General features: G+C 56.5%; 19 protein-coding genes and 1 tRNA gene. 2 read left to right on the top strand and 18 right to left on the bottom strand.

Annotation, left to right across the window (positions count from 1 at the left end):
* Positions 1-9 precede the first annotated feature (9 nt).
* Positions 10-1,044, bottom strand: coding sequence for a uroporphyrinogen decarboxylase (hemE, locus tag KO486_RS13615; protein ID WP_216037824.1), 1,035 nt, complete (start codon positions 1,042-1,044; stop codon positions 10-12).
* A 92-nt stretch (positions 1,045-1,136) separates the two neighbouring features.
* On the opposite strand from hemE, the gene hemC reads away from it, so the two are divergent.
* Positions 1,137-2,102: a hydroxymethylbilane synthase gene (gene hemC, locus KO486_RS13620; protein ID WP_216037825.1), complete on the top strand. Its 966-nt coding sequence runs from the start codon at positions 1,137-1,139 to the stop codon at positions 2,100-2,102.
* A gap of 83 nt (positions 2,103-2,185) precedes the next feature.
* Here hemC and KO486_RS13625 read toward each other — a convergent pair whose 3' ends face one another.
* From KO486_RS13625 to KO486_RS13635, 3 genes are all read right to left on the bottom strand, one after another.
* Positions 2,186-2,665: a hypothetical protein gene (locus KO486_RS13625; protein WP_216037826.1), complete on the bottom strand. Its 480-nt coding sequence runs from the start codon at positions 2,663-2,665 to the stop codon at positions 2,186-2,188.
* Between the two features lie 253 nt (positions 2,666-2,918).
* Entirely contained in the window at positions 2,919-4,298 is a 1,380-nt protein-coding gene (locus KO486_RS13630) for an FAD-binding oxidoreductase (protein WP_216037827.1), read from the bottom strand.
* Positions 4,299-4,373: 75 nt separating this feature from the next.
* Positions 4,374-4,450, bottom strand: a tRNA-Met gene (locus KO486_RS13635).
* A gap of 121 nt (positions 4,451-4,571) precedes the next feature.
* Here KO486_RS13635 and KO486_RS13640 point away from each other — a divergent pair.
* Positions 4,572-8,120, top strand: coding sequence for a hydantoinase B/oxoprolinase family protein (locus tag KO486_RS13640; RefSeq protein ID WP_216037828.1), 3,549 nt, complete (start codon positions 4,572-4,574; stop codon positions 8,118-8,120).
* A gap of 1 nt (position 8,121) precedes the next feature.
* Here the strand turns inward: KO486_RS13640 and KO486_RS13645 are convergent, their stop codons facing one another.
* The 14 genes from KO486_RS13645 to KO486_RS13710 all read right to left on the bottom strand — a co-directional run bounded on the left by KO486_RS13645 (position 8,122) and on the right by KO486_RS13710 (position 24,359).
* Positions 8,122-8,946 (bottom strand): SMP-30/gluconolactonase/LRE family protein, encoded by an 825-nt coding sequence (locus tag KO486_RS13645; RefSeq protein ID WP_216037829.1) that lies wholly within the window; start codon positions 8,944-8,946, stop codon positions 8,122-8,124.
* Positions 8,947-9,024: 78 nt separating this feature from the next.
* Complete coding sequence (locus KO486_RS13650) at positions 9,025-9,378, bottom strand: hypothetical protein (RefSeq protein WP_216037830.1); 354 nt, start codon at positions 9,376-9,378, stop codon at positions 9,025-9,027.
* A gap of 84 nt (positions 9,379-9,462) precedes the next feature.
* Positions 9,463-10,335: a DmsC/YnfH family molybdoenzyme membrane anchor subunit gene (locus KO486_RS13655; protein ID WP_216037831.1), complete on the bottom strand. Its 873-nt coding sequence runs from the start codon at positions 10,333-10,335 to the stop codon at positions 9,463-9,465.
* Entirely contained in the window at positions 10,335-11,114 is a 780-nt protein-coding gene (locus KO486_RS13660; RefSeq protein WP_216037832.1) for a 4Fe-4S dicluster domain-containing protein, read from the bottom strand. Before KO486_RS13660 ends, KO486_RS13655 begins: the two co-directional genes overlap by 1 nt.
* Positions 11,111-11,251: a hypothetical protein gene (locus tag KO486_RS13665; protein ID WP_216038385.1), complete on the bottom strand. Its 141-nt coding sequence runs from the start codon at positions 11,249-11,251 to the stop codon at positions 11,111-11,113. The genes KO486_RS13660 and KO486_RS13665 overlap by 4 nt, the downstream gene beginning before the upstream one ends.
* Complete coding sequence (locus KO486_RS13670; RefSeq protein ID WP_216037833.1) at positions 11,248-14,082, bottom strand: molybdopterin oxidoreductase family protein; 2,835 nt, start codon at positions 14,080-14,082, stop codon at positions 11,248-11,250. Before KO486_RS13670 ends, KO486_RS13665 begins: the two co-directional genes overlap by 4 nt.
* Positions 14,083-14,094: 12 nt before the next feature.
* Complete coding sequence (locus KO486_RS13675) at positions 14,095-14,856, bottom strand: sulfite exporter TauE/SafE family protein (RefSeq protein ID WP_216037834.1); 762 nt, start codon at positions 14,854-14,856, stop codon at positions 14,095-14,097.
* Positions 14,856-15,905 carry an acetate kinase gene (locus tag KO486_RS13680; RefSeq protein WP_216037835.1) on the bottom strand — a complete coding sequence of 350 codons (1,050 nt, stop codon included), beginning with the start codon at positions 15,903-15,905 and terminating at the stop codon, positions 14,856-14,858. The genes KO486_RS13675 and KO486_RS13680 overlap by 1 nt, the downstream gene beginning before the upstream one ends.
* On the bottom strand, positions 15,902-16,837 hold the full coding sequence (locus tag KO486_RS13685; RefSeq protein ID WP_216037836.1) for a phosphate acyltransferase: 936 nt from the start codon (positions 16,835-16,837) through the stop codon (positions 15,902-15,904). Before KO486_RS13685 ends, KO486_RS13680 begins: the two co-directional genes overlap by 4 nt.
* A gap of 72 nt (positions 16,838-16,909) precedes the next feature.
* Positions 16,910-18,691 carry a sulfoacetaldehyde acetyltransferase gene (gene xsc / locus KO486_RS13690; protein WP_216037837.1) on the bottom strand — a complete coding sequence of 594 codons (1,782 nt, stop codon included), beginning with the start codon at positions 18,689-18,691 and terminating at the stop codon, positions 16,910-16,912.
* Positions 18,692-18,791: 100 nt separating this feature from the next.
* Positions 18,792-20,255: a PLP-dependent aminotransferase family protein gene (locus KO486_RS13695; protein WP_216037838.1), complete on the bottom strand. Its 1,464-nt coding sequence runs from the start codon at positions 20,253-20,255 to the stop codon at positions 18,792-18,794.
* Positions 20,256-20,304: 49 nt separating this feature from the next.
* On the bottom strand, positions 20,305-22,275 hold the full coding sequence (locus tag KO486_RS13700) for a trypsin-like serine protease (protein WP_216037839.1): 1,971 nt from the start codon (positions 22,273-22,275) through the stop codon (positions 20,305-20,307).
* Between the two features lie 112 nt (positions 22,276-22,387).
* On the bottom strand, positions 22,388-22,867 hold the full coding sequence (locus KO486_RS13705; protein ID WP_216037840.1) for a hypothetical protein: 480 nt from the start codon (positions 22,865-22,867) through the stop codon (positions 22,388-22,390).
* 103 nt (positions 22,868-22,970) lie between these two features.
* The gene (locus KO486_RS13710; protein WP_216037841.1) at positions 22,971-24,359 is read right to left on the bottom strand and encodes an aminotransferase class III-fold pyridoxal phosphate-dependent enzyme; all 1,389 of its coding nucleotides are present in this window, start codon (positions 24,357-24,359) and stop codon (positions 22,971-22,973) included.
* Positions 24,360-24,447: the final 88 nt, after the last annotated feature.

Consider the following 24,447-nt stretch of genomic DNA (forward strand, 5'->3'; position numbering starts at 1 on the left):
GCCATCCCGTTAATTGCCGCGTACGGTATCGATCATCAATTGGACATTCTCAGGGTCTGCATCAGGCGTGATGCCGTGGCCGAGGTTGAAGATATGCGGGCCGTTGCTAAGCGCGTCGACAATGCGGCGCGTTTCGCTGACCAGATCATCTCCGCCCGTGACCATATGCGATGATTTCAGGTTACCTTGAACGCAGCCATTGATCTGAACTTTCTCTGCGGCCCAATGGGCAGTCACACCATCGTCCAGCGCGATGCAATCGGCGCCAATGGCTTCGTGTAGACCGACGTATTTTTCCCCTGCACCACGCGGGAAGGCGATGATCGGCGTGGTCGGGTGTTTCGCCTTAAGCGCGGCGACGATCCGAGCCATGGGTTTGATCGAATAATTCAGGAAGTCGGACCCCTGCAGGGATCCAGCCCAACTGTCGAAGAGTTTGACAACTTCGGCACCTGCTTTGATTTGTTCGGACAGATAATCAATTGTCCCTTCGGTGATGCGATCCAGAAGGGCTTCGAAGACGTCTTTATTCGCATCTTTTAACGCGTGGGCTGGCCCTTGGTCCGGTGTGCCTTTACCGGCGATCATATAGGTCGCGACTGTCCATGGTGCGCCTGCAAACCCGATGAGTGTGGTTTCTTCGGGCAACTCGCGGGACAGGATTTTGACGGTTTCATAGATCGGGGACAGCGTGTCGTGGATCGCGCTGACCGGTTTCAAGGCGTTGAGTTCAGCGGCGGAGGTGATTGTCGACAGCCGTGGCCCTTCGCCGGTTACAAACCATAGATCCGCGCCCAAAGCCTGAGGCAGCAACAAGATGTCCGCGAAAAGGATTGCGGCATCGAACCCATAACGGCGGATTGGTTGCAGGGTCACTTCGGCGGCGAGTTCTGGATTGTAGCACAGGGACAGGAAGTCACCTGCTTGTGCACGGGTTGCTTTGTATTCTGGAAGATAACGACCAGCCTGTCGCATCATCCAAATCGGTGGCGTTGGCAGTGTTTCTCCTGCGAGGGCTCGAAGTATGGTTTTTTGCGTGCTCATCTGGGCCTCCTAAAGTTGAAATGAGGTCTGTGGTTTGCAGCAGCGCAAGTCAAGGGATTGTAAGGCCGCAAGGGCGCGGCTAATTGTGCTTTATGGAATATGATATGCCCTCTGCCGCCGCGCCGCTGAAAATCGGCACCCGTGGATCACCGCTTGCGCTTGCTCAAGCTCATGAGACCAAAAACCGTTTGATGGCGGCGTTTGAACTGCCCGAGGACGCGTTTGAAATCTGCGTGATCAAGACCACGGGCGATGACCGGACGTTGATTGACGCGGACATCGCGCTCAAGACGATTGGCAATAAGGGATTGTTCACAAAAGAAATCGAAGAGGCCATGTTGGCGGGGCGCATCGATATTGCGGTGCATTCGACCAAGGACATGCCGGTTGAACAGCCCGACGGGTTGGTGTTGGATGTGTTCCTGCCGCGCGAAGATTCGCGAGATGCTTTTGTTTCGATCAAACACGCAGGGATCGCTGATTTGCCGCAGGGTGCTATTGTCGGCACGTCTAGTTTGCGCCGCCGAGCGCAATTGCTGGCCAAGCGGCCCGATCTGCAAGTGGTCGAATTTCGCGGCAATGTTCAGACCCGTCTGAAAAAACTAGGCGATGGTGTGGCTGACGCGACATTTTTGGCGATGGCGGGCCTGAACCGCATGGACATGGGCGTTCATGCGACGGGCGCCATAGATGTTGATGAGATGTTGCCCGCGATTGCCCAAGGCACGATCAGCATTGAGCGGCGCGCTGATGATCTGCGGGCGCGCGATATGTTGGCTGCGATCCACGATGTCGCCGCAGGTCAGCAGATGGCCGCCGAACGCGCGTTCTTGGGGGCGCTGGACGGGTCTTGTGAAACACCGATTGCAGGGCTGGCTTTGATTGAAGGTGATGAAATCTGGCTGCGCGGCGAGATTTTGAAACCGGATGGCAGTCAGGTGTTCACAGGTGAGCGGCGCGGTGCGATTGCGGATGGTGCGGCCATGGGCAAAGCACTGGCGCAGGAATTGTTAGCCCAAGCCGGGCCGGATTTTTTTGAGGCTGTTACTGAGGGTTGAGTGAAGTCCGCTCTGCGGACTTAGCTGCCGTCGCCGATAGCTTCCACGTTACCGATATTGTTTAAGTTTCCTGAAAACTCAACCTAAAGTGTGCAGCGTTCTAATATTGCATTTGCATTACTGATGGCTTGGTCTTTGAAAATCTGAGCAACGAAGTTGGCGGAAACGCAGGCAAAGGTATCGCTAACCGAAAAACTCTCATTGAAGAAAACTATAGTGATTTCGCCACCGTCACCATGAAGGGCATCCCCGAAAACAAATTTTAAGAAAGCAGGGTTAGGAGACCCAGCTTCTGCATAAATTTTCTGTGCGAAGCGCGGAAGATTGCCTAACTCCGTCGACCCTCCGTCAGCAATAAAAAACACCCATAGATTGGCCGCTGAATGAGAGTACCACTCCTTTGAAAGAGCTAGATTGGGATATGCCTCAAGAGCTTCTTCAAGCTCGTCGTTAAAGCCAAATGGCGGGTTGTGTGAAACCAACCGAATGACTTCCTCACCAACCATTGGCTGAGCACCAAGAGTTGTCGCGGCGATTAGTGCCATGGTGGTTACGCGTTTCATGTTGGTGTTCTTTTTTGCTGATCAATTTTCAGATAACTTAGTTTCCAAAACGTGACAAACTCAAACAACGTCATTTGTGGGCTGCGATACTTGGCCGAATACTTCTTCGAGCTGGTTGCATTCGGAAAGAAGATGAAAAGGTCGTTCTAATTCAGTGCCAAATTTCTAACATGAGCATGCCAAATACTGTGTTCGTTTGCAGTGCAGAAAAATGTCACTTTGGGCTCCAAGCAGACATGTGCATCACTTCTCTTTAATCCGGAATCATCTTCCCCGGATTGAGAATACCATTGGGGTCGAGGACCCCTTTGATTTTGCGCATCATATCCAACGCAACGGGGTCTTTGCGGCGGCGCATTGTGTTCAGCTTGGACAGGCCGACGCCGTGTTCGGCTGAAAAACTCCCGCCCAACTCTTCGACCACGTCTTCGATGGCTTCAACGATTTTATCCTTGAGGGCGGCGTCATCGCGGGATGGGTAGACGCTGTAGTGCACATTGCCGTCGCCGAGGTGGGCGACGAAGTTTGGCTCAAAACCCGCATCGAGCGCCGCCATGCGAACGGCTACCTTTTCAAAAAACGCAGGAACCAGATCAAGCGGCAGCGCGACGTCGGTGTCCACAATGGGCTGGCGCCAAAACGCGAGCTCGGCAGCGGCTTCGCGGCGGTCCCACATTTCGCGGCGCTGACCCTCATTCTGGGCGACGACCGCGTCTAGCACAGTCCCGTCTTCCATCATGTCAGCCATGATGCCGAGCAGGGTCTCGTTCACATCAAAATCGGTCGTGGTGGCGACTTCGACCATAATGTTGATGTCATGGGGCGCGTCAAAGGGTTCACGCGCGCCGTCTATGCGCTCCATGTGGACGTCAATGTAGTTGCGCGGCATGTACTCGAACGCCTCAACAGAGCGCCCTGTGGCGTCTTGTGTGCGGTTCAGGAGTGTGAGTGCGTCCTCAAGCGTCGGGCAGGCGACCATGGCTGTGGCGTAGCTGTGCGGCTTTGGGGCCAGCTTTAGAACGGCTTTCGTAATCACACCCAATGTGCCCTCAGATCCTATCAGCAGTTGCCGCAGGTTCAGGCCGGAATTGTCTTTGTGAAGGGACGACATCAGGTTCACGACACGCCCGTCGGCCAAGACTGCCTCAAGCCCCAAAACAAGGTCGCGGGTATTCCCGTAGCGCAGCACGTTAGAGCCGCCTGCGTTGGTCGACATCACACCGCCAATCATCGCGGATCCGCGTGCGCCGAAGGTGAGCGGGAAAATCAAATCCTGCATCTCTGCTGCATCATGAAGGGATGACAGAATCACACCGGCATCGACGGTTGCGGTGCGGGCTGTGGTGTTAACCTCATGGATCGTATTCATGCGGTCCAGCGACAGGAGCACCCCACCGGGCGCATAGGTCCCGCCTACCAGCCCCGTGTGGCCACTGACAGGCGTGATGGATTGTCGTTCTTGATTGGCGAGGGCCATAATCCGCGAGACTTCGATGGTAGACGCAGGGCGCAATACAACGCCCGGTTCGGCGCAGTATTTACCTGTCCAGTCTTTGGACCAGCGGGCGGTGTCCGCGCCAGTCAGCGCATACTCGTCCCCCACGATAGCAGCAAAATCTTGCAGCAATGGCATATCAATCTCCCCCAAGCCTGAACCTAGGTAACTACGTCAGTGAGTCAAAGAAAAATACTATGAAAAGGGGGTGTGTGGTGGCGTTACCTGGATTTGAACCAGGGACCTAACGATTATGAGTCGTTCGCTCTAACCAACTGAGCTATAACGCCATGCACAGCGGGCGGGATAGTCGCGCTTGAGCGTCCTGTCAAACCGATTCTGCTGCTTTTGTGGGGTTGTTCTTTCTTCGTGCCCTTGATCAAGTCTACGGACGAGGCGAAGGGGCGCAAAATGACAGATAAACAGTGGGAATTTTGGGTCGATCGTGGCGGCACGTTTACCGACATCGTGGCGCGCACCCCAGACGGTGATGTGCGCACACATAAACTGTTGTCAGAAAACCCCGAACAATACGCCGATGCAGCCGTTCAAGGGGTTCATGACCTGATCGGAACATCCGATCCAGCGCTCGGATCGATTGCAGCTGTCAAAATGGGCACGACGGTTGCGACCAATGCGTTGCTTGAACGCAAAGGTGAAAAAGTTCTGTTGTTGATCACGGACGGGTATCGCGATCTTTTGAAGATCGGCTATCAGACCCGCCCCGATTTGTTTGCGTTGGACATCGTGCGCCCAGAATTGCTGTATTCTGATGTGGCCGAAGTTGCCGAACGGCTGGACGCTGAGGGCCATGTTCTTGTGCCGCTAGATGAAGACGCTGTTCGCGCATCGTTGCAGCAGGCGTTTGATTCTGGCCTGAGGGCAGTCGCGGTCGCGTTTCTGCACGCCTATCTAAATCCTGAACACGAAATTCGCGTGGCCCAAATCGCGTCCGAAATCGGGTTTACCCAGATCAGCGCCAGTCATGAGGTCTCGCGGCTCGCCAAACTGGTCGGGCGCGGGGACACAACGGTGGTGGATGCCTATCTGTCGCCGATTCTGCGGCGCTATGTTGATCAGGTTGCAGGTGCTTTGGATGTGGGGCGCGTCTGTGAAAGGCTGTTTTTCATGCAATCGAGCGGCGGGCTAACGGATGCTGCGCGGTTCCAAGGGCGTGATGCCATTTTGTCCGGTCCTGCGGGCGGGATTGTCGGCATGGTCAAAACTGCCGAGGCCGCCGGTCACCCTAAGTTGATCGGCTTTGATATGGGCGGCACGTCGACCGACGTCAGCCACTATGCGGGCGAATATGAACGCTCGTTCGAAACCGAAGTCGCAGGCGTGCGGATGCGTGCGCCGATGATGGATATTCACACCGTTGCAGCGGGCGGCGGGTCGATCTGTCGTTTTGCGGACGGGCGGTTCCAAGTTGGCCCTGAAAGTGCAGGCGCGAACCCTGGCCCAGCATGTTATCGGCGCGGCGGTCCGCTGACCGTGACGGATTGCAATGTTCTGCTCGGAAAGCTGAACCCTGAACATTTCCCTCAGGTGTTTGGACCAAATGGGGACCAACCACTGGACGTGGCCACGGTGCGGGCGAAGTTTGAATCGCTGGCCGCAAGCGTGGCACGCGAAACAGTTGACACACCACTTGCTGTAGAAGACATCGCTGAAGGGTTCCTCGCGATTGCTGTTGATAACATGGCCAACGCGATCAAAAAGATCAGTGTTCAACGCGGCCATGATGTGACGGATTACACCTTGCAGTGTTTTGGCGGCGCGGGCGGGCAGCATGCTTGTTTGGTGGCCGAAGCCTTGGGCATGTCGCGTGTGCTGATCCATCCATTCGCAGGTGTCTTGTCGGCATTCGGAATGGGTCTGGCTGAGCTGCGGGAACTGCGCGAAGTGCAGTTTGACGCGCCTTTGTCGGACGTAGGCCGCGCCGAGGGTGAACTGGCCGAGATGGCCGATGACGCGCGTGACATTGTCTTGGGGCAGGGCGCTTCTGATGTGCGTACGATGGCATGGGCGCATTTGCGGTATGACGGAACCCAGCAGGACTTGCGGGTGGTTTTCGATAGGGCTGATGCCATGAGGGCCGCCTTTGAGGCTGCACATCTCGCGCGGTTTGGCTTCACCAGCCCCAACGCCGATATCTTGTTTGAAATGCTGAGCGTCGAAGCGATTGGTGAAGGCGCAGACCTGCCAGACCTCGGTGTGAAATCCGCGCAAAACCCCGAGCCGGTCGCGACCCATGATAGACCCTTTTATAACCGTGAGACGATGGGCGTCGGTGACAAAATCAACGGCCCCGCGATTATTCTGGAACCCACCGGAACCAACGTCATCGAAGCCGGTTGGCAAGCCGAGGTCGACCCCTTGGGCAATCTGATCCTAACGACGGACAGCACGTCCCGGTCCCTCAGCGCGAGCAGCGATGCGGACCCTGTGGTGCTTGAGGTCATGTCCAATCTGTTCATGTCCGTGGCAGATCAAATGGGCGCGACGCTCGCCAACACCAGCCAGTCCGTGAACATCAAGGAACGGTTCGATTTTTCCTGCGCGATCTTTGACAGTGCGGGTGATTTGGTGGCCAACGCACCGCACGTGCCTGTGCATCTCGGGTCGATGTCAGACAGCATCAAAACGGTGATGAAAGGATGGCCGGACGTGCAAGACGGCGATGCATTCATGCTCAATTCGCCCTACAACGGCGGTACTCACTTACCTGACGTGACGGTGGTGACGCCTGTGTTCATCGACGGCCGACCACGGTTCTGGCTGGGCTCTCGCGGGCACCATGCCGACATCGGTGGGCGCACGCCGGGGTCGGCACCGCCAGACAGCCAGCACATCGATGAAGAAGGCGTTTTGATCGACAACATGAAGCTGGTCTCAAAAGGGCGTTTCCTTGAGGATGACGCGCGGACGACGTTGGCGTCGGGTAAATATCCCTGCCGTAATCCAGATCAAAATATCGCCGATCTAAAGGCGCAAGTGGCGGCCAATGCGACGGGCCAAGCTGAACTCAACCGTATCTGTACCAGTTACGGCGTTGACGTGGTCAGCGCTTATATGGGCCATGTGCAAGACAACGCCGAAGCCAGCGTGCGCCGCGTGATCGACAGCCTTTCGGATGGGGTCTTTAGCTACCCGATGGACGAAGGCCAAAGCATCGAGGTTTCGATCACTGTCGACAAACCAAACCGCACGGCGACGGTGGATTTCACAGGCACAAGTGCGCAGCATACTGGCAACTACAACGCGCCCTATGCGGTGTGTCGCGCGGTGGTCCTGTATGTGTTTCGCACGCTTGTAGGGTCTGCGATCCCGCTGAATGAGGGATGTTTGAAACCGCTCAACATCATCGCGCCCGAGGGCACGATGCTGAACCCAACCTATCCGGCTGCGGTCATTGCAGGGAATACAGAGGTGTCTCAGGCGACGTGCAATGCGCTTTTCGGGGCGCTTGGGGTGATTGCCGGATCACAGGCCACAATGAATAACTTTGTTTGGGGCAATGAGACGTTTCAGAACTACGAAACCATCGCAGGCGGCACAGGCGCAGGCCCCGATTTCAATGGCTGTGATGCCGTCCAAAGCCATATGACAAACACCCGCATGACAGACCCTGAAGTGCTGGAAAAACGCTTTCCTGTCCGCCTTGATCGCTTTGAGGTGCGGGATGGATCAGGAGGCGCAGGTGCTCATGTGGGCGGAAACGGTGCGCGCCGTGTGATGACGTTCCTAGAACCCGTCACCGTGACGACGCTGTGTTCGCACCGTATTGTGCCGCCCTTTGGCGGGGCAGGTGGTGGTACGGGTGCGGTCGGGCGCAACTGGGCTGTTATGCCTGACGGCACGCGGCATGACCTAAAGGGAAACGATGAAATTGATCTTCCAGCAGGCGGACAATTCGTGATGGAAACACCCGGAGGCGGTGGCTGGGGCGAACCTTAGGTTACAGGATCACCTGATGTTCTGCCTGTCCCACCGCATCAACGGGGGTCGCGAATGTTTTACCGTCATCTGGCTCTGACTGTCCTATTCCGGCTGAGGTGCAGAACAGCGTCTTGAACCCGACGCCACCAAAGGCAGGGCAACTGGTCTGTTTTGCTGGAAACGAGATTGTTTGGGTGAGCGTGCCGTCGGGTGCATAACAAGCCACCCGATTAGCGCCCCACTGCGCATTCCAAAAGTTTCCATCCATATCAACCACCGCCCCGTCTGGCCCCCACGGGGTATCGCCAAAGTCGAGCCAGACCTCGGGGTCCCCAACGGGCCAGCCATCTTTTTCTGCCAGCTTTTGGCGCATGATCTTGCGGGTCTTCGTGTCGGTGAAATAAGCATGGGTGGCATTGGGCACGAAACAAATCGCGTTGGAGGTAGAGATGCCTGCGAACAGTTTGCGTACCTCACCACGGTAGTAGCGATAGATCGCGCCAGCCTTGGCTTCTCCGTCAACACCCATTGTTCCGATCCAGAACCCGCCCCACGGATCGGCACGACCATCGTTTGAACGGGTAATCGGGTTGTCGACCTCGATTTCGGCGATCTGATCACCGGTGCTGGTTGCCAGATCAAAGACATGCAGTCCAATGCTGTCCGCAATCAGCAGGCGGTTGTCATCCACCCAACCAGCGGCCGAAACGTAACGGGTAAATTGCCAGTGATGGTCCTTGGTGTGCAGACGTTTTGACAGGATATCAAACCAATACAACTCCCCGCGCGACGGGTGCCAAAGGGGGCCTTCACCCAGAGTACATTTGGTTTCGTCAAAGATCATGAGAGCGGTTCCCCTTCGCGCCACATTATGGGCGCCGGATTGTCCAAGGCAAGCTCCGGCCTGCCTTGGACAGCTCGATTATGAGAAGCATGCCGCATGAGTCGGGTAATCGTCGCCGAACGCAACTGCCGCAGCAGCATGGTCCTGACCGGACGCCATATAGGCGCGGTATGCTTTGAATATGCCTGATTGTTCGGGGTCTACGCCGCGGGAGGAATAGCCTGCGGCTACGTCAGAAACAGAGGGGCGAACGTTGCGCAACCAGTCGTCGCGCTCTGGAACGCTATTGGAACATGCCGCGGCGGCGACTTGATCTGCCATCGACATCGCGGCAGGTACCGCTGCATCTACGGTGTCTGGCGTGTTGGGCACTGGTTGGCACGCACTTAGGAAAAAGGCAGCGGCGGCTAAAGAAGTGGAGAGTTTAAACATAAAAAACGTGGTCCTTAGTAAGCTAATTGGCAATATCGCCTAGGCTAGCCTAGATCACGCGAGTTTAGTGTCAAAAAATCGCCTTTAGCGTTTCCCGTAATACAACCCGACGACATGTTCGGCTTGCGCAAAGAACAACCAACGAGCGGTGAAAACACCGACGAGGTGGCTAGTCGCGGCCAGAGCGACGAAGATGAACGACTGCCCAAGAAGGACCAAGACAAGCGGAACAACAATCATCAAGACCAACGCAATGATACGCAGTTTCAAAGCATGTTTGCGCCCGATCACATAAACGAATTCGTTCAGCAGGTAGTTGGTGCCTGTGTGTGGCGGCTCAAAGGCACGGACCTCACCGCGCGCACCTAGGCCCGTTGCGGTGGCCAATGTTGTACCACTGTCCGCTAGGGCGCGATCCCCAAACAGCCAATGCCCGATCTGAGCGGCCGCCGCGAGGATCAGCAATGGCACTGCAAACTTGACCTCCCCCGCAAGCAAAGCGCCACCGGCGATGCAAAGCGACAGGAACATCGCAGGGGTCGTCGTGTTGTTCCAACGGGGCACGGTTTTGATTTGGGCGTAAATCATTGAGGTCGTGAACACGGTCCCAAACGACAAGATAGCGCCGATAATGCCCAATAACCCAATGCGCATGTCAAAGAACACAAGCCCCGCGCCGTAGATCGCCATGACAATCAGTGCAGCGACGGCGCAAATACCTTCGCGAGACAACCAGCTGGAGCGCCACTGCTTGAACGCTTTCATCGCGCGTTCAGGATGGCCAAGGTGGAAAGTCGACGCGATCAACCCGCCGACGGCCAGCAGGTATGCGAGGGTGAAATATCCGAATGCGGCCCAGCCCGTAACAGCGGGGAGCCCGAAGCCGAGGAATGCCAGCAGGCCAAAGCCCGCACCGGACAACGTGGAAAACAGAATGACAGAAGGTGCTGGATGCATCAGTTTGATCCTCCTTTAGGGCCGCCTGGCATGGCATCGAGTGCTTTATCCAGCCAGCCAAGGAACCCCTTTGGGGCCTCTGTGATGGGTTCAAGGAACGGCGCGAGGATATCGACCTCTTCCTTGAGAGATTGGTCTTTGGGACGCGGTGGCAGATATTTGTTCACGGGTTTTGTACCCATCTCTGGCATCAGGTCCATACCGCCGCGCTGCGCGGTCAACTGCGAGACATTGCTGTTTGGGTCCGCGAAATCACCAAAGTGACGTGCGCCTGCTGGGCAGGTCCGAACGCATGCTGGCTCACGGTCTTCTTCGGGCAGGTTTTCGTTATAGATGCGGTCCACGCACAATGTGCATTTCTTCATGACCTTTTCTTCGGCATCCATTTCGCGGGCGCCATATGGGCAAGCCCACGCGCACAATCCGCAGCCAATACAGTCGCTTTCGTTGACCAGAACGATCCCGTCCTCGACCCGCTTGTAGCTGGCCCCTGTCGGGCAGACGGTGACACAAGGCGCGTCTTCGCAGTGCAGGCAGGATTTTGGGAAGTGAATCAGCTGGGCAGGCGCAGCCTCGGGTTGAATTTCATAAGAATGCACGCGGTTCAGAAACGTGCCAGTCGGGTTCGCGCCATATGGGTCTTGGTCCGACAAGGGCGCGCCATAGTTTTCCGTGTTCCACCCTTTGCAGGAAATCACACAGGCATGGCAGCCGACACAGGTATCAAGGTCGATTACAAGACCGAGCTTACGGTCCGTTGATGTGGGAAGCGTTGTCATGTGGTGGCCCCTATTTGAATGGGTCGGATCAAGCTGACGGGTTCTTCCTTGCTGGCGTCCCATGTGGCGACGAACCAGATGAACGATCCGATCATCAGGGCGAGAAAGGCGAAGATGAGGAGGAGGGTTTTGGTCATTTCCCGACCTTCCATGCGAGCGTTTCCGGACCTTTAGGCACGGGGGTCTTTTGCGGCGGTGTGGCAGGCTGGGATTGGTTGCCTTTCGGGGCCGTGGTTTTTTCGATCTTCACGCGCAGGTCGAACCATGCGGCTTGGCCGGTGATCGGATCAGAGTTGGACCAGCGCATGCCGTCGCCTTTTTCGGGCAACAGTTCGTGGATTAGATGGTTGAGCAAGAACCCTTCTTTGGTTTCCGGCGCATCGTTGTCCAACGCCCAAGCACCCTTGCGTTTGCCGATCGCGTTCCATGTCCAGACGGTGTTTTCATTCAACGCCGCCATGTGGGCAACAGGGACGGTGATCTCACCTGAAGGGCTGGTTACTTTGGCCCAATCGCCGTCCTCAAAACTATTTTCCTGCCAAATCTTGGTCGGCACATACAACGGATTGTGTCCGTGTATTTGACGTAACCAAGCGTTTTGTGTCCCCCAAGAATGGTACATTGCCATCGGGCGCTGGGTCAGCGCGTGGACGTTGTATACATCGCAGTCGATCATGTCATCCGAAAGCGGCGCATACCACATCGGTAGCGGGTCCATTGTGTCCTTTACCTGCTGGCGTAGGTGATCGGGCGGCTGCACACGTCCGTGCCCTTCGGCGGCCAATTGCATACGGCGAAGCGGTTCGACGTAGGGTGTAAAGATGTAGGGCTGAACGGAATCGTAAAAGCCCATTTCAACCGCCCAGTTTTGGTAGGCCATGTTGAAGGGCTTATAATAAGACGCCTCTTCAGGGACGTGAGAGACCCAGAAGCCGCCGTTCTTGATGTAGCTGTCCAACTGACCCTCGTTGGGGTCACCGCGACCGTCTTGCAGCCCATCTTCGCCCATGCGCCACCCCGCCAAAGGCCCAATTCCAGGGCGGCGGATGTGGTTGGTGATGTAATCGGCGTAGTCTTCGTATTTCTGACTGCCGTCTTCGTTCACAAACCCAGTGAGGCCAAGTCGCGCACCGAGTTCGCAAAGCACCGATTGAAATCCGCGCACATCGCGGTCGGGTTCGACCACAGGCCAACGGATTGCGTCAGCTACGCCGTCGGCTTCGCTGATGGGGCGATCCAACAGGCTGATGCAATCGTGGCGTTCAAGGTAGGTCGTATCGGGCAGGATCAGATCGGCGTAGGCCACCATTTCGGATGAATAGGCGTCTGAATAGATGATGTGCGGGATAACGTAATCGCCGTTCTCATCCTTATCCGTCAGCATTTCCATGACACCAGTCGTGTTCATCGAAGAATTCCACGACATATTCGCCATATACATAAACAGCGTGTCGATCTTGTAGGGATCACCCGCATGGGCATTGGAAATGACCATATGCATCATGCCATGGGCACTCAGCGGGTTTTCCCATGTGTAGGCTTTGTCGATGCGAATGGCGGACCCATCTTCGTTCAGCATCAAATCATCTGGACCATGGGGGTAACCAAGGTGCGGCCCATTGAGAGCGGCCCCAGGAGTGACTTTGCCGTGGGGTTTTGGATGGGCCGTTGCGGGTTTCGGGTAGGGTGGTTTGAACCGCATCCCACCAGGGGTTTCGACCGCCCCAAGGATAATCTGCAAGGTATGGAGCGCACGGCACGTCTGGAACCCGTTCGAGTGCGCTGAAATCCCGCGCATGGCGTGCATCGACACAGGCCGACCCACCATCTTGTCGTGTTTCTTGCCGCGAAAATCTGTCCACGGACGATCCAGTACGATTTCTTCGTCAAAGGCGACGCGGGCCATGTCCGCGGCAAGCCGTTTGATCCGAGACGCTGAAATACCGGTCTTTTCGGCGGCTTCTTCGGGGGCGTATTTCGGATCAAGGAACCGATCTGCCATAAGGTGGAACACGGGACGATGTGTAACACCAGCCGCGCGGTGTGTGCCTGACAGGTCAGGTTCAACCCCTTGGCCATTCCACGGCGCAAGATGACCTGTGTTGCGATCCATCACCAACGGTTCGCCGTCATCATCGCGCATCAACAGGCCGAATTGGTCTGACTTAGTGTCCTCATTCACAAGGCAGGACGCGTTGGTGAACCGCGCAAGGTAATCAAGGTCAAGCTTGCCCGCCTTAAACAGTTCATGAATCAGCGCCATGATCAGCAATCCGTCCGTACCCGGAGTGATACCAAACCAGTCGTCCGCCACGGCATTGTAGCCGCTACGGATCGGGTTGACGCCAATCATACGTGCGCCGCGGTCTTTGATCTTGCCGATGCCCATTTTGATCGGGTTGCTGTCGTGGTCTTCGGCGACTCCGAACAGCACGAACATCTTAGTGTGGTCCCAATCGGGTTGGCCAAATTCCCAGAATGCGCCGCCCATCGTATAGATGCCCGCTGCCGCCATGTTCACAGAACAGAACCCGCCATGTGCGGCGTAGTTCGGTGTGCCGAACCCCTGCGCCCACAAGGACGTAAACGATTGCGACTGATCGCGGCCCGTGAAGAACGCCAGCTTTTCGGGGGCTTCTTTGCGGATGGGTTCTAGCCACTCAGTGGCCAGTGTTAGGGCTTCTTCCCAGCTGATTTCCTCAAACTCGCCAGACCCGCGTTCACCGACCCGTTTCAGCGGAGCCTTAAGACGGGATGGCGCGTTGACCTGCATGATTCCTGCGGACCCTTTGGCGCATAGAACACCTTGGTTGACGGGGTGGTCTTTGTTGCCTTCGATATAGGCAACTTTACCGTCCTTCATGTGGACATTGATGCCGCACCGGCAGGCGCACATGTAGCAGGTCGTCTTACGCACCTCATCAGAGACAGGGGGCGACGTGTCGAGGTTTGGCTGGTCTTTGGGCATTGAAAGAAACCTCTAGCTTACGAGTGTTCGGATAAGCCCGGCTGACGCGAGACTGATCAATAGGATAAGGCAAAATGGACGATAATAGGCAGATAGCCGTTCGGTAAAGAGCTGTTGTCCCAAAAGAACGCCAAACATGGTCGGACCTGCAAAGACCAAACCACGTGCCGCGCCCGAAAAATCCATCACGCCGAATAGCAGCAAAACAATCATCGACGACGCAGACCCAAGAAACAAATACAAGACCAAAGAGGCCCGCATCACACGGGCGGATTGATCCGCCGCAAGCACGTAAAACGCCACGACCATGCCGCCCACATGGGCAATTCCAGATATGATGCCAGCGACAATTCCGGTGCAGTAAAGGCCCGGTTTGGTTGCCAAGAAAGACAATCGCACCTTGGCCAACTGGCTGATCGCAAGCACAACAATAACGCTGAGTGCCAGTGCTTTTGATGTCTCAACTGGAAGCGACAACGTAAGCCACAATCCAATCGGCCAACCAACCAACGCACTGATAACGAGGCCATAGGCCATAGGGCGGTCCGCTTCGGCCCAGCCGCTTTTCATCATCAACAGGGATGCAGACATTTCCAACCACCACAGCATCGGTATCAATTCAATCGGAGGAAGGATAACGACGGCAGTGGCCATAACCATTGCAGATAAGGCAAAGCCTGAAAAACCGCGCACGACGCCAGCCAAAAGCGTCAGCCCGAAAAGAATGAAGAAATGATCTCGGCTGAGGTTTGTTGTCTCTAGAACCCAATCCATCAAGCGGTGACCTGCATCGCATCTTGCGCGATTTGACGCTCTTCGCGGGCCTCTACGATATGAACGGTTACATCGCCCAAGAAGCTCAGGTGCGCCATGATGCGCTCGCGAATAGCTGCGCTGTTTTCACCAATGCCGCCCGTAAAGGCCACCGCATCAACGCCGCCCATGGCGACAATCGCACTGCCCGCATGGCGCGCAGCCCAGTAGCAAAAATGATCAACCGCAAACTGTGCATCGTCGCTGTCAGACGCCAGCAAGTCGCGCATGTCATTGGTCCCCGCGAGCCCCTTGAGACCCGATTGTTTGTTGAGAAGGGTTCCCGCCGCTTCGATCCCAATTTCATCAGCGATCCGCAGCACAGCCATGCCATCAATACAGCCCGTGCGCGTCCCCATCGTAAGCCCTTCGAGGGGGGAGTACCCCATCGATGTAGCTACAGATTTACCGTCGCGGATTGCGCATAGCGACGCACCATTGCCAAGATGAAGCGCCAGAAGGCGCTTGGGAATACCAGCGCCGAAATGATCCACCATCGACGCATAAGACAACCCGTGGAACCCGTAGCGCCGAATGCCCGCGTCGCGCTGGGCTTTGGGCAAGGCATAGACGGTTGCCAGATCAGGTTGCGTGGCGTGAAACGCGGTATCAAAGCTGGCAAACTGCGGCAGGTCGGGACGGGCGGAGGCCATTGCATAGATGCCCGCCAAAGCAGGGGGATTGTGAAGTGGCGCAAGCGGCACGTTCGCCTCAATCGTCGCAATTGCCGCGTCGGTGAGGCGTGTGGGTGCGGTTAACGCCGTGCCGCCATGCACAACGCGGTGCGCAACGGCGGTGATCTCGTGCCCAGAAAGCGCATCAAGAATGACAGCGATTCCCGCACTGTGATCATGGGCCGCGACAGTCTGTTTTTTCCCCGCAACAGAGAGCACTGCATCATCATCGCCATCCCCCAATCCGGTGAGGGTCGCGCCTGCAATTTCAGTGAGAGAGCCGTCAAAGATTGCGGCCTTAATAGAAGACGATCCGGTGTTGAGGACCAGAATCATCCAGCTGCCCCCGCCAAGACAACGCCAAGTGCTGCCGACGCCAAACGCGCGGGCGCTTTTTGGCTGCGCGACGTGAGCAGGATCGGGACTTTGGCGCCCATTACGATACCACCTGCACAGCAGCCCATGCCCAGTACCATCAATTTGAAAACCGCGTTTCCTGTTGTGATGTTGGGCGTCATGATGATGTCTGCGTCTCCGGCGACAGGGTTTTCATACCCTTTTACAGCGGCCGCTTCTTTTGAGAGGATCAAGTCCATGGCAATGGGGCCAGCAACATCCGCATCAGGCAAATGATCCTTTGCCCATGCCGTAATCGCGGCACTTTCCATTGTGTTGTTGATCGACGGGATTGGGTCTTCTGTTGGGGCCAAAAGTGCCGCCTTAGGCCGCTGTGTCCCAAGTATTTTGGACAGCTTCACGGCGTGGGTCAAACACGCCTGTCGTGTTTCGATGCTAGGATCGACGTTGAGCGCCGCATCCGTCAACAGCAACGGGCGGTCGTGTCCCGGTGCCGTGATGTGAAAAACATGGCCACAGCGAGTGCCCTTTTCGCGCAGGCCCGCCTTGGACGGCAGTAGCCCCTTAAGGAACGTTGAGGTGTGGACCTGACCCTTCATGATCGCATCTGCCGCGCCTTCGCGGGCGAGTTCGGCGGCTTTGACGGCGGCATCTGCATGGGGTGCGTGGATCACGGTCAGGTCGGAAATATCGTAATTGATCTCTTCGGCGGCGGCGTAGATCTTCGCCTCATCGCCAATCAAGATTGGGTCGGCGAGGCCCGCTTCGGCTGCTTCTTTAATGCCAGTAAGCGGGGTGACAGCCCCCGCATTCACGAGTGCGACGCGTGGAACCGGAAGGCTACGCGCCTGATCCAGAAGGCGCTGGGGGGCAACAGGTGATTGGGCGGATAGAAACGGATACTCGGACATGAAAACGCGGGCCTTTCAATGGGGGCGGTTCGGGGTGGATTTCTCTACCCCGAACCTATCTTTCAAGGCCAGTTACGCAAGCGGTTGCTTACGCATGTCGTCTTTGCTGATGCCTGCAACTTTTACAGGCTTCTTCATGGCGTCACGACGGAATGGCTCACCGAGTTCTTGGTTGATCATGGCTTCGATCAGAGTGGTGATGCCGTTTTCCATCTGGTCTTTGATCGCTTGATCCAAAGCCGCTGTCAGCTCGTCTTGAGTGCGCGCGACGACGCCCTTCAGGCCACAAGCTTTGGCGATGCCAGCGTAGGACACATCTTCGTCGAGCTCTGTGCCAACAAAGTTGTCGTCAAACCACAGGGTCGAGTTACGCTTTTCCGCGCCCCACTGATAGTTGCGGAACACGATTTGCGTGATCGCAGGCCAGTCACCACGGCCAATCGCCGTCAGTTCGTTGACGGAAATACCGAACGCCCCGTCACCCGCGAAACCAACGACCGGAACATCAGGGCGGCCGATCTTCGCACCAACGATGGACGGCAAGCCGTAGCCACACGGGCCAAACAGACCCGGCGCCAGATACTTGCGGCTGTCATTGAAGGACGGGTAGGCGTTCCCGATCGCACAGTTGTTGCCGATGTCAGAACTGATGATCGCCTCAACAGGCAAAGCTGCCTGAATAGCACGCCATGCCATGCGCGGTGCCATCCAGTCTGGTTTGGCATTACGAGCGCGTTCGTTCCATGTGGTGCCCGGATCGTCCTGCTCGTCCGTCATAGACGTCAGTTCTTGCGCCCATGCGGATTTGGTTTGTGCGATGGTGTCTTTGCGGGCGCTGCGGTTTGCGTCACCTGCGCTGTCGGACAGGTTTGCCGCGATGCCGGATGCCACCTTAGCTGCATCACCAACAATTCCGACTGTGACTTTCTTGGTCAAACCGATGCGGTCAGGGTTGATATCAACCTGAATGATCTTGGCCTCGGACGGCCAGTATTCCATGCCGTAACCTGGTAGGGTGGAGAATGGGTTCAGGCGCGTGCCAAGGCACAAGACAACATCGGCCTGTTTGATCAGCTCCATGCCAGCCTTGGATCCGTTATAGCCCAATGGACCAGCAAACAGTGGGTGATTGCCGGGAAATGCGTCGTTGTGCTGGTACCCAACACAAACAGGCGCATCCAAGGTCTCAGCCAGAACGCGGGAGGCTTCGATGCCGCCCTTGGACAGGATTGTGCCTGCGCCGTTCAGGATCACTGGGAATTTCGCGTTGGACAAAAGGTCAGCCGCTTCTTGCACGGCAGCTTCGCCACCTTGTGGCAATTCAAAGTCCACGATGACAGGCAGTTCAATGTCGATGACCTGTGTCCAGAAATCACGTGGAACGTTGATCTGTGCAGGTGCGGATGCGCGTTTTGCCTGCATGATCACACGGTTCAGCGTTTCGGCAATACGGGTGGGGTCGCGCACTTCTTCTTGGTAGGCGACGCAATCGGCGAACAGGTTCATCTGTTCCATTTCTTGGAAACCACCCTGACCGATTGTTTTGTTCGCGGCTTGTGGTGTCACAAGAAGAACAGGCGTGTGGTTCCAATACGCTGTTTTAACAGCTGTCACGAAGTTGGTGATACCTGGACCGTTTTGCGCGATCATCATGGACATCTTGCCAGTTGCGCGCGTGAAACCGTCAGCCATCATGCCGCCGGAAGTCTCATGGGCGCAGTCCCAGAACTTGATCCCTGCATCAGGAAAAATGTCTGAAATAGGCATCATTGCGGAACCGATAATCCCGAAGGCGTTATCGATGCCATGCATCTGAAGTGTTTTTACGAAGGCTTCTTCGGTCGTCATTTTCATATGGGAATCCCCTGTGTCCAAGCTTGCTGCGAAGGTAAGGTTTTTGGCGGGTTTGGGTTAGGTCCAGTTGGGCGGCTCGCTTATGGCCACTTGACTGGTCTTACCCCATCTCTTGCAGGGTTCGCGCCAGAATGTCGATGCCCTGCGCGATACGCGACGACGGGATCGAACTATAGGCAAGGCGGTAGTAGTTCTGCGGGGCATCTTCGCCCGCAAAAAACTTCTGTCCCGGTTCGATCAGAACACCCTTGGGGCGCAGTCGTTCTGCGAGGTCAGCGGTGTTTATGTGGTCGGGCGCGCGCATCCACTGCGCCGAGCCGCCAAAGCTCCCCGCGCCAGCCACTCTGAGGTCGTGGTCATGAACCGCCTGATCCATGACTTTGCGTCGATCATGAAAGGCACGGCTCATCCGGCGCACAAGGGCGTCATAGTGCCCGCGTGACAGAAAATAGGTGACCGTGCGTTGAATGTGGCCCGGTGGGTGGCGCAAGACCGAGGCACGAAGGGCGCGGGCCTCACGGATAAAGGGTGCAGGTCCCACGAGGTAGCCCAACCGTAACCCCGGAAAGATCGATTTCGAGAAACTGCCGACATAGATAACCCGCCCATTCTGGTCGAGCGATTTGAGCGCGGGCGATGGCGGCTTGAGAAAGGACATCTCGAATTCATAGTCGTCTTCAACGATGATAAAATCATCGGCTTCCGCTTTGTCGAGTAAGGCCCGTCGCCGCGCCATCGTCATGGTCGCCGCTGTCGGGCATTGGTGGCTTGGGGTTGTGAAAACGACGTCCGTTCCATCGGGCAGCGCATCAGGTGGCAGCCCATCGCTGTCCACGGGAATCGAGTGCAAATGGCAGCGCGATTGCTCAAGAATGCCGCGTAGGTTCGGATAACACGGGTCTTCGATGGCGGCCGTACGGCGTTGCGTTAACAAGACTTGCGCCGTCAGCCACAGCGCGTTCTGCGCCCCAAGCGTCAGAAGGATTTCATCCGGCTTGGCAAGGATACCGCGGCGGGGCAGGGTCTGGCGTGCAATGAAATCCAGAAGTTTTGGATCGTCGGTGTCGAAATAGTCGGCCGTCAGTGCGCCAAAGTCCTTACGCCCCAATGCTTCGAGCGCGCAAAGCCGCCAGTTGGCGGTATCAAATAAGGTCGGGTCGGCTTGTCCGTAGATGAACGGGTAACGGTAACTGGCCCAGTCAGAGGGCTTTGTCAGTCTATCGTCGGTCGTGAATTTCTGACCAATTGCTCGGGTCCAATCGACTGTGCTGTTCTCGCTTGCGGTGGCGGGAAAGGCGGGCGGTTCAGGGGCGTTGTCGGACACAAAATATCCAGACCGACCCTTGGCCACGATATAATCATCCGCAAGCAGTTCGGTGAACGCCAAGGTGACGGTAATGCGGCTCACGCCGAGGTGGTGCGCCAATTTGCGCGACGAGGGGAGCTTTTCTCCTGCACGGAATCGACCTGTCAGGATGCCCTCAGCGACCAACTGTCGGATTTGGGTTTGCAGGGTCCCCTCTGCATTGGATTCTAAGAAAAAGGTTTCAACAGGAAGCGCCATGGGGCCAGCTTATCTGGCCCCATGTGTCGCGTAAACTGGTCTTATTGCCTTATTGGCGAGCAGCAACTTCGGCGGCAAACGCACGGCTATCAACCGCCAAGTTGGCTTGACCAAACGGTGATTTCTCGTCCTCGGTGTCAAAGAACTGGCTGTCGAGCGCTACAACGTTCCATTCCCCATTCAGGTTCAACAAGAACGGCGATCCGCTGTCGCCTTTCGCTGTATCGCACTCATGCAGAACTGAGCTGTCGTTGAAGGCTTGGACGATGCGGCACCCGCTGTTGCCTGACAGGTTGTCGCCCGTGTCCCAAGAATATCCCGCCTGATTGACGATCAATCCGGAACGGCCGATCTGCGTCAGTTCAGTCGCGGTCAATTCATGGACGTTCAAATAGCCGACTTGGTCGCCAAGCGGCGAGGCGAGTTCAAGCAAAGCCCAATCGTCACCGTTGCCGCCGCCCGCTGGGGCTGAATCCGGTGTGTAACCTGGGAAGGCATAGGCGCTGCGCACTTTGGCTTCGCCCATATTGTTGCCAAGCGACTGCCCCGCATAAAAGAAGTCTGGTGTGATAAGGTGGTTGTCTTCATCAAAGATGCAGTGTGCAGCGGTCAGAACCAAAGACGGACCAACAAGCGTACCGGTGCAATACCCGTCGATTGACCCGATCGCCCGCCAAGGCATTTGGGTGGCATCGACAAGAAAGCGATCATCACGACCAAAGAAGTGATTTTCCAATCCAGCAGGGCGCGATCGGCCAAGACAATCGGCCGTGTCCGTGAACGCCTCGCAGGTGTTGTCGCCGCCGCTGGCCTCGTTGCAGATACCATCAAAAGCGGTACTGCAGGTGTCCGTGCGGTTGCGAAGGTAAGCAACATCGGCGCAATCCGTGACGTCTGTTCCGGAAGTGCAGTTGTTCGTCCCGATGCCGGGTTCGTCGCATTCGTTGTCATTGGCCCAGCGACAAGAATCCTCACCGCCCAGCGCCATCGCACGGCAATCGGACGCATCCGTACCCGGTGTGCAATAAACAGTCCCGCCAAAGTTCACATCATCGCATTCCGCGTCGTTTGCATATTCGCAGCTGTCATCGCCCAATTGCGCGCGCAACGTATCTGGGACCAACTCCAACAGCCGCGCCAAGGCCTCTGGCGAGTTGCCGAAGTTATTGCAGTCCGTGGAATCCGACCCGTCAACACAGGCGCCGCCACCGCCGTAACGCAATTCGTCACACTCGTTGTCGTTGGCCCATTGGCAGCTGTCATCATCAAGACCAGCGGCCAGTTGGCGGCAATCGGTGGTGTCTGTGCCTTCGGCGCAATAATCGCCTCCGCCGTAGCGGAGCTCGTCGCATTCGTTGTCATTTGCGTATTCGCATGTATCACCGGGGCCGCCTGTGGGGGTCTCGGAAATGTTGGCCCCGCCAGCGCTACAATCATTCGCGTCCGTGCCGTCGGCGCAATACCCGCCGCCGCCGAACCGCGCTTCGTCGCATTCATTGTCGTTGGCATAAAGACAGGAGTTGTCACCATCAGCCGCGCCTGCGGTTCCGTTTACCAAGGCGATACAATCGCTCGCGTCTGTTCCGGGCGTGCAAGCCCCCGTTCCGCCAAGGTTTCCATCATCGCATTCGTCGTCATTGTTCCAGCGGCAGGTGTTGTTGCCAAGGCTGCGGATTACGTCGTTTTCAAGCTCGAGCGCCAATGCGCGTTCCATAAAGTTACGTTCCCGATCACCCTGCCATTGCAGGCAATCTGTCGTGTCAGACCCGTCCAGACAGGCCCCGCCGCGGCCATATCGGAATTCATCACACTCACCATCATTGGCCCATTGGCAGCTATCATCTGCAATGCCTTGGCTAACCAACCGGCAATCGGTGGTGTCTGTTCCGTCGTCACAATAGCCCTGTCCGCCGTATCGAGCTTCATCACATTCATTGTCATTGGCAAATTCGCAGCTGTCTTGGGCATTAGCAGGTAGCGCGATCACAAATGTCACGAGGATGATGAAATATCGAAGCATAAGAAAACCTATTGTCTAACTTGAATTGCTTTATCATGGGCAAAACAAAGGGCTGGGTCCACTAAGAACCCAGCCCTCAATTGAAAATCCGGAGCGTTGTGCGCTTCGGGCCTTAGTTTACGGGTTTGAGCGCAACGCAGTCCATCGCGTCTGTACCTGCATCACAAGCGCCAGTGCCGCCAAAGTTCGGGTCATCACATTCGTCGTCATAGGACCAGCGGCATGTGTTGTCGCCAAGCAGTGTCACGATTGGGGCAGCCACACCAAGGCCTGCTGCGCGTTCAAGGAACGTTGCCTCGCGGTCGACTTGCCAAGCGGCACAGTCTGTCGCGTCAGATCCATCCTGACATGCGCCGGTGCCGTTGTAGCGGTATTCGTCACATTCGCCATCATTGGCAAAGGAACAGCTATCGTCGTTGACCCCAGCGCTGAGCAATGTGCAGTCGGTGGTGTCTGTTCCATCGTCGCAGTAGCCCATACCACCGTAACGCACTTCGTCGCATTCATTGTCGTTGGCGAATTCGCAGCTGTCATTTGCAAGCGCTGGCAAGGCGATAACGCAGGTAAGCAATATGAGGAGAGACCGAAACATGAGGGGAACCTTTCAAGGTATTAAAAACTGTGCGCCCATCATGCGGAAAACAAAAGGGCGGGTCCAGTCGTGAACCCGCCCCTTGCCAAACTTAGTTTTGCTTCTAGCCGAAAACGCGACCCAAGGCGTTGCCAACGGCGTCGGTAATCTGGTCAATGTCGTCCGCGGTGGCAATCAATGCAGGCGAAAAGCATAGCGTGTTGTTCTTCCCTGGGACCGAACGGTTTGTGGCCCCGATGATCACGCCATTCTTGGCGCAATCGGCGACAACAGCGCCCACGCGCTTTTCATCCATGGGTTCTTTGGTTGTGCGGTCCACAACCAATTCAGCACCAACAAACAGCCCTTTGCCGCGTACATCCCCGATGACGTCGTATTTTTCAGCAAGCGCTTTCAGGTTCGCAACCATGCGGTCGCCCATGGCGACGGTGTTTTCCAACAGGTTCTCGTCTTCGATGATCCGCATGTTTTCAAGCGCCGCAGCTGGACCAGCAGTACAACCGCCGAACGTCGAGATATCGCGGAAGTAGTTCAGCGGATCGGATGGGTCATCCTTGAACAGTTCAAACACTTTTTCAGACGTCACACAGCACGAAATCGCCGCATAGCCAGAGGCCACGCCCTTAGCCATCGTCACGAAATCAGGTTGGATATCGTAGTGTTGATAGCCAAACCATTTCCCAGTGCGGCCAACGCCGCAGACAACTTCGTCGATGTGCAGCAAGATGTCGTACTTCTTGCAGATCTCGGCAACGCGCGGCCAGTAGCCTTCGGGTGCTTCGATAACGCCGCCACCTGCAGTGACAGGTTCAAGGCACAGCGCGCCCACGGTGTCGGCACCTTCGCGCAAGATGACCTCTTCGATCTGGTTGGCAGCCCATTCACCATAGTTCTCGTCCGGTGCGCCGTCTTGTTCGTGCTTGCGGTATTCCATGCAGTGGGGCACGCGAATGAACCCCGGTGCAAAGGGGCCGTATTGTGCGTTGCGTTCGTCTTGGCCGCCCGCAGACATCGCAGCAATTGTAGACCCGTGATAGTCGCGGTCCCGATAGAGGATTTTGTGCTTCTTGCCGCCATAACGTTTGTGCGCGATCTGGCGCACCATCTTAAAGGCTTTCTCGTTCGCCTCGGATCCGGAGTTCGCGTAATAGACCCGCGTCATTCCCGGCATTTTGGACATCAGCTTTTCTGCGAACAAAGCCCCCGGAATAGATCCGGCCGTGCCGCCAAAGAAATTCATCTTCAGGATTTGGTCGCGGACGGCATTTGCGATGCTTTCACGGCCATAGCCAACATTGACGGTCCAAACACCGCCAGACACAGCGTCGATGGATTCTTTGCCGTGCTGGTCCCAAACGCGCATGCCTTTGCCTTCGACAATGATCCGCGGCTCGCCGTCTTCAAAGGGCTTGTGCTGAACAAGGTGGTGCCAAACGTGAGCGCGATCGGCGTCAACAACGTGGCTCAGGTCGTTTGCAGTCATTCCGTCCATGGGGACCTCCGTTTGGAATCAGGGGCATTGAAGGGGTATTCCCTTAAACTATTGCGGTTTTGCAGTGCCGCAGATAGGGCCAGTCGCT

The sequence above is a fragment of the Octadecabacter sp. B2R22 genome, assembly GCF_018861045.1.
Taxonomy (GTDB): Bacteria; Pseudomonadota; Alphaproteobacteria; order Rhodobacterales; family Rhodobacteraceae; genus Octadecabacter.

What these genes read in the sequence shown, in the direction of transcription:
- hemE (WP_216037824.1), bottom strand. Translation starts at nt 1,044, where the DNA reads ATGAGCACGCAAAAAACCATACTTCGAGCCCTCGCAGGAGAAACACTG.
- hemC (WP_216037825.1), top strand. Translation starts at nt 1,137, where the DNA reads ATGGAATATGATATGCCCTCTGCCGCCGCGCCGCTGAAAATCGGCACC.
- KO486_RS13625 (WP_216037826.1), bottom strand. Translation starts at nt 2,665, where the DNA reads ATGAAACGCGTAACCACCATGGCACTAATCGCCGCGACAACTCTTGGT.
- KO486_RS13630 (WP_216037827.1), bottom strand. Translation starts at nt 4,298, where the DNA reads ATGCCATTGCTGCAAGATTTTGCTGCTATCGTGGGGGACGAGTATGCG.
- KO486_RS13640 (WP_216037828.1), top strand. Translation starts at nt 4,572, where the DNA reads ATGACAGATAAACAGTGGGAATTTTGGGTCGATCGTGGCGGCACGTTT.
- KO486_RS13645 (WP_216037829.1), bottom strand. Translation starts at nt 8,946, where the DNA reads ATGATCTTTGACGAAACCAAATGTACTCTGGGTGAAGGCCCCCTTTGG.
- KO486_RS13650 (WP_216037830.1), bottom strand. Translation starts at nt 9,378, where the DNA reads ATGTTTAAACTCTCCACTTCTTTAGCCGCCGCTGCCTTTTTCCTAAGT.
- KO486_RS13655 (WP_216037831.1), bottom strand. Translation starts at nt 10,335, where the DNA reads ATGCATCCAGCACCTTCTGTCATTCTGTTTTCCACGTTGTCCGGTGCG.
- KO486_RS13660 (WP_216037832.1), bottom strand. Translation starts at nt 11,114, where the DNA reads ATGACAACGCTTCCCACATCAACGGACCGTAAGCTCGGTCTTGTAATC.
- KO486_RS13665 (WP_216038385.1), bottom strand. Translation starts at nt 11,251, where the DNA reads ATGACCAAAACCCTCCTCCTCATCTTCGCCTTTCTCGCCCTGATGATC.
- KO486_RS13670 (WP_216037833.1), bottom strand. Translation starts at nt 14,082, where the DNA reads ATGCCCAAAGACCAGCCAAACCTCGACACGTCGCCCCCTGTCTCTGAT.
- KO486_RS13675 (WP_216037834.1), bottom strand. Translation starts at nt 14,856, where the DNA reads ATGGATTGGGTTCTAGAGACAACAAACCTCAGCCGAGATCATTTCTTC.
- KO486_RS13680 (WP_216037835.1), bottom strand. Translation starts at nt 15,905, where the DNA reads ATGATTCTGGTCCTCAACACCGGATCGTCTTCTATTAAGGCCGCAATC.
- KO486_RS13685 (WP_216037836.1), bottom strand. Translation starts at nt 16,837, where the DNA reads ATGTCCGAGTATCCGTTTCTATCCGCCCAATCACCTGTTGCCCCCCAG.
- xsc (WP_216037837.1), bottom strand. Translation starts at nt 18,691, where the DNA reads ATGAAAATGACGACCGAAGAAGCCTTCGTAAAAACACTTCAGATGCAT.
- KO486_RS13695 (WP_216037838.1), bottom strand. Translation starts at nt 20,255, where the DNA reads ATGGCGCTTCCTGTTGAAACCTTTTTCTTAGAATCCAATGCAGAGGGG.
- KO486_RS13700 (WP_216037839.1), bottom strand. Translation starts at nt 22,275, where the DNA reads ATGCTTCGATATTTCATCATCCTCGTGACATTTGTGATCGCGCTACCT.
- KO486_RS13705 (WP_216037840.1), bottom strand. Translation starts at nt 22,867, where the DNA reads ATGTTTCGGTCTCTCCTCATATTGCTTACCTGCGTTATCGCCTTGCCA.
- KO486_RS13710 (WP_216037841.1), bottom strand. Translation starts at nt 24,359, where the DNA reads ATGGACGGAATGACTGCAAACGACCTGAGCCACGTTGTTGACGCCGAT.